At 40.6% G+C, this 3,274-nt stretch carries 4 protein-coding genes and 2 pseudogenes; 4 read left to right on the top strand and 2 right to left on the bottom strand.

What is annotated here, in order from left to right; all coding sequences use genetic code 11:
- From ACFIMK_RS09545 to ACFIMK_RS09340, 4 genes and pseudogenes are all read left to right on the top strand, one after another.
- Positions 1–1,607: pseudogene (locus ACFIMK_RS09545) on the top strand (filamentous hemagglutinin); the annotation flags it as partial.
- Positions 1,604–2,011 carry a hypothetical protein gene (locus tag ACFIMK_RS09330; RefSeq protein ID WP_375638875.1) on the top strand — a complete coding sequence of 136 codons (408 nt, stop codon included), beginning with the start codon at positions 1,604–1,606 and terminating at the stop codon, positions 2,009–2,011. The pseudogene ACFIMK_RS09545 and the gene ACFIMK_RS09330, both read left to right, overlap by 4 nt.
- A complete protein-coding gene (locus tag ACFIMK_RS09335) occupies positions 1,999–2,127 on the top strand; it encodes a hypothetical protein (protein ID WP_375630479.1) in 129 nt (42 codons plus the stop codon). Before ACFIMK_RS09330 ends, ACFIMK_RS09335 begins: the two co-directional genes overlap by 13 nt.
- Positions 2,128–2,191: 64 nt before the next feature.
- Positions 2,192–2,551 carry a hypothetical protein gene (locus ACFIMK_RS09340; RefSeq protein ID WP_015856194.1) on the top strand — a complete coding sequence of 120 codons (360 nt, stop codon included), beginning with the start codon at positions 2,192–2,194 and terminating at the stop codon, positions 2,549–2,551.
- Between the two features lie 54 nt (positions 2,552–2,605).
- On the opposite strand, the gene ACFIMK_RS09345 is transcribed toward ACFIMK_RS09340, so the two are convergent.
- Together ACFIMK_RS09345 and ACFIMK_RS09350 are read right to left on the bottom strand one after the other, a co-directional pair.
- The gene (locus ACFIMK_RS09345) at positions 2,606–2,806 is read right to left on the bottom strand and encodes an AlpA family transcriptional regulator (RefSeq protein WP_015856172.1); all 201 of its coding nucleotides are present in this window, start codon (positions 2,804–2,806) and stop codon (positions 2,606–2,608) included.
- Between the two features lie 209 nt (positions 2,807–3,015).
- Positions 3,016–3,274, bottom strand: a pseudogene (locus ACFIMK_RS09350) (integrase); the annotation flags it as partial.

The following is a 3,274-nucleotide window of genomic DNA, read 5'->3' on the forward strand; positions in this document are numbered from 1 at the left end:
CTCTGTTTCTGTTGGGTTTGGTGCTGGACAAACGGGTGGTGGGGGCTCCATGAGCGCCTCTTTCCAAAACGATAAATCCTCTAGTGATTATCATAGTGTTGTGGAACAATCAGGCATCAAAGCGGGTGATGGCGGCTTTAATATCATAGTTAAAGACAAAACAATGCTGACCGGAGGCATCATTGCCAGCACCGCGCCGGCAGATAAAAACAGCCTGACCACAGGAAGCATTAGCACCAGTGATATCAGCAACAGTGCCCATGCTAAAGCCAGCAGCCATGGGTTTAGCATTTCTGGGAACGACACGATAAAAAACATTGCCAAGAATGTTTTAAATCACGGCAAAGCCAAGGATGCAGCAGAAGGAGAAACCAAATCTGCTATCAGTGATGGGACTATCATCCTTACTGATANTTTTAAATCACGGCAAAGCCAAGGATGCAGCAGAAGGAGAAACCAAATCTGCTATCAGTGATGGGACTATCATCCTTACTGATATAACTGGACAGAGGGCGATGGGGCAAGATGCTGGACAAATCATTGGTGCACTCAACCGCAACACCGCTACAGCCCACCAGGCAGTAGGACAGCTAGATGTCGCACCGCTTGAGGATATATTGCGTAATCGTTTAGGTATGAGAAATAAATGGGTAGATGAATGGTTTGATATATGGGATGGGGTTCGTAAAATGGCATTTTATGTTGACCATCCAGTGGGTGAGGTTGCGCATGATGAAAATGGCAATGTCCTCTATTTAACCGATGAAAATGGAAAACCTATAAAAGGCAGTGATGGAAAATATATCACTCTGTATCACTTTTTAAAGCCAGAGGAAGAAAAGCATTTACAAAAAGGCCCTAATGGTGCTGTTTATATGTTCTACAATGGCATTTTTAATTCACCAGATGAAGCAGCCGGTAATGCTGTCCAATTGGCTGTTAATAAAAATGGTCCCCTTTATTTTACATACTTTCCCCAAGCTGATGATGTGCTGGTAGAATTAGGGGTAGCATATTATCAAAAGTTTTGGGAGGGTAGCACTTGGGGATTGAGTAATTCGACCAAGAAGTTCCAAGATTTTATCTATCGTTATGGCAATGACAATGCTATTGTTAGTGGGCATAGCCGGGGTACCTTAACAATACGCAATGGAGCAAATGACTTGCAAGAACATGGTATCCACAGTGTAGCCAAGAAAACAGACTTCTATCTTGTTGGAGCGGCTGCTCACATGCAATCGATGGCCAATACAGTAGATTATCTAAGCGATGGCGAAAAAAATTATATCTACATACAAGGTCATATGTTAGACCCCATTAGTACAGTGATTGGTTACAATTGGCCTACGGCTTATAAGGCACCTTTAAATCTAGATTTTTCACTTTTGGAGAAAGGTATAAAAAATCCTTTTTATATGATGATATTTGCAGCAAACAGTTTATTTACTATAGCAACTAATCCTCTCAGAGAGATGGGGAGAGCGGTCTTGGGCCTTAACCCGAGCCCCCATAATTGTTATGCTGATGCGAGTCGTGAGTGTCAAATTAATTATGGTTCATTTAGTTTTAACAAACTTTATTCAACGAGAACAGGGAACAAAAAATGAAAATGTTGTTTAATTTATTAAGCCTGCTCATTCTGTTAACGGTTGCTGGATGTGATATTGAAAACATTGATAAACCTCCTCGAGGAGAGACGGCTGTGTGGGAGAAGCTAGGAGCAGATTCTACGGAGGTAGGAAAAGCATTGCTAGAGTGTGGTTTGCCACACCTTAATTATCTTGAGGATGAAGTTCAAAAGTTAAGCAACAATGAGAATGCAACGATTGATGCTTGCATGATCCAAGCAGGATTCCATTATAAAGGGAGAGCTAGCTGGTGTTCTCCTTTTAACGGTAGAGACCTCCCCATTTGTCAGGCTGGTGCTGTCATCCCGAAGAGAAGTGTCGAAAAGCGCTTAAACAGCCCGTTTTGTAAAAAATATAAAAATGCGGATGAATGCCAACCTTAAGTTTTGCTGTTTGTGATGGTCAACAATCCCTCATCCTTGCTTTGCTTGAAATGACGGGATTGTTTCCTCAACTAACCATTTCAATATTGTTCACCGTTGTTTTAATGAAGCGGTGACAGGAAATATCAACAGGCTTATGAGCTTTTTTATTGTAAATAAATCCATTGAAAGAGGGGAAGAATGAAGAAAATCTTAAAACTGTTGAGTTGTATAGCTCTGTTAAGTATCACTGGATGTGTTAACTCAATTCCCTCACTTTCTCCAGCATTATGGAGAAATAAAATACTTTTAGAATGTGGAGTACCGGACCTTAATAAGGTTGTGGCGCTAGATTTGAATCAATTTGCCAGTATTGAAATGTGTATGGCGCAATCAGGTTTTCGTCCTAGCTTTACAATACAAGAATGGTGTGAAAACCATAAATCGGACAATCTTCCCATATGTCGTCCTGGTGCTGTCATGCCTCAGCGAAGTGTTGAGAGACGCTTAAATAGCCCTTATTGTAAAAAGCATTCAGAACAACTTGAATGCCAGCCTTAAGTCTTGCTTCAGCAGAGAAAGCCTTGTCCGTTTTTACGTGACAAGGTTTTCTTTTTATGCCGCGTCGTTATAACGTTGCTGTTTTGCTTGCTCGATGACATTCAAAAGATCTGATTGTAACCAACGCGATAAAAAACCAAATTTTAAAGGTTTTGGGAGAGAGCCATTGGTTACATGACGGCGAAATGTTGAGACACTCATATGAAGCAATTTTGCACTTTCACGGTCTGTCAAAAGAATATCATTTTCTGTCATTCTAAAATCCTTTCATTCTCAAAAAATAGAAACAAATCATAACCATTTATTAACCACATTTTAGTTCACTTTTGAAGGTATTTTATTTATAGAAAACAATATTTTATCATATAAATTCTCATGTGATAATTTATGACTCTTATTGAGAAAGAATGAGAGAGAAGAGAGCTAAAGTTATCCACAGATAATGGGGTAAATTACCCCATATCTTAAGATTGACCCGTGACATAAGCCGCCCATTTCTCCATATAGACACGGCGCTGTTCTAGATAGTCAGTACGACGATAGGAGCGCTCTACTTGTCCTCCTACTGTATGACTTAGAATAGTTTCAGCGACCTCATAGGGAGCATCGGTTGTTTCTGCTAGCCAATCGCGTAAACTAGAGCGAAAACCATGCGGGCAGGCTTCAAGTTTATTGTCTCTCATATATTGAGCCATACACTTCTCAGCGAGGGGACCGCGACCT

Source organism: Bartonella sp. AP280QHHD (genome assembly GCF_042196125.1).
In the GTDB taxonomy this organism is placed as follows: Bacteria; Pseudomonadota; Alphaproteobacteria; order Rhizobiales; family Rhizobiaceae; genus Bartonella.

Coding starts and splice junctions, on each gene's coding strand:
- ACFIMK_RS09330 (WP_375638875.1), top strand. CDS start 1,604: ATGAAAATGTTGTTTAATTTATTAAGCCTGCTCATTCTGTTAACGGTT.
- ACFIMK_RS09335 (WP_375630479.1), top strand. CDS start 1,999: ATGCCAACCTTAAGTTTTGCTGTTTGTGATGGTCAACAATCCCTCATC.
- ACFIMK_RS09340 (WP_015856194.1), top strand. CDS start 2,192: ATGAAGAAAATCTTAAAACTGTTGAGTTGTATAGCTCTGTTAAGTATC.
- ACFIMK_RS09345 (WP_015856172.1), bottom strand. CDS start 2,806: ATGACAGAAAATGATATTCTTTTGACAGACCGTGAAAGTGCAAAATTG.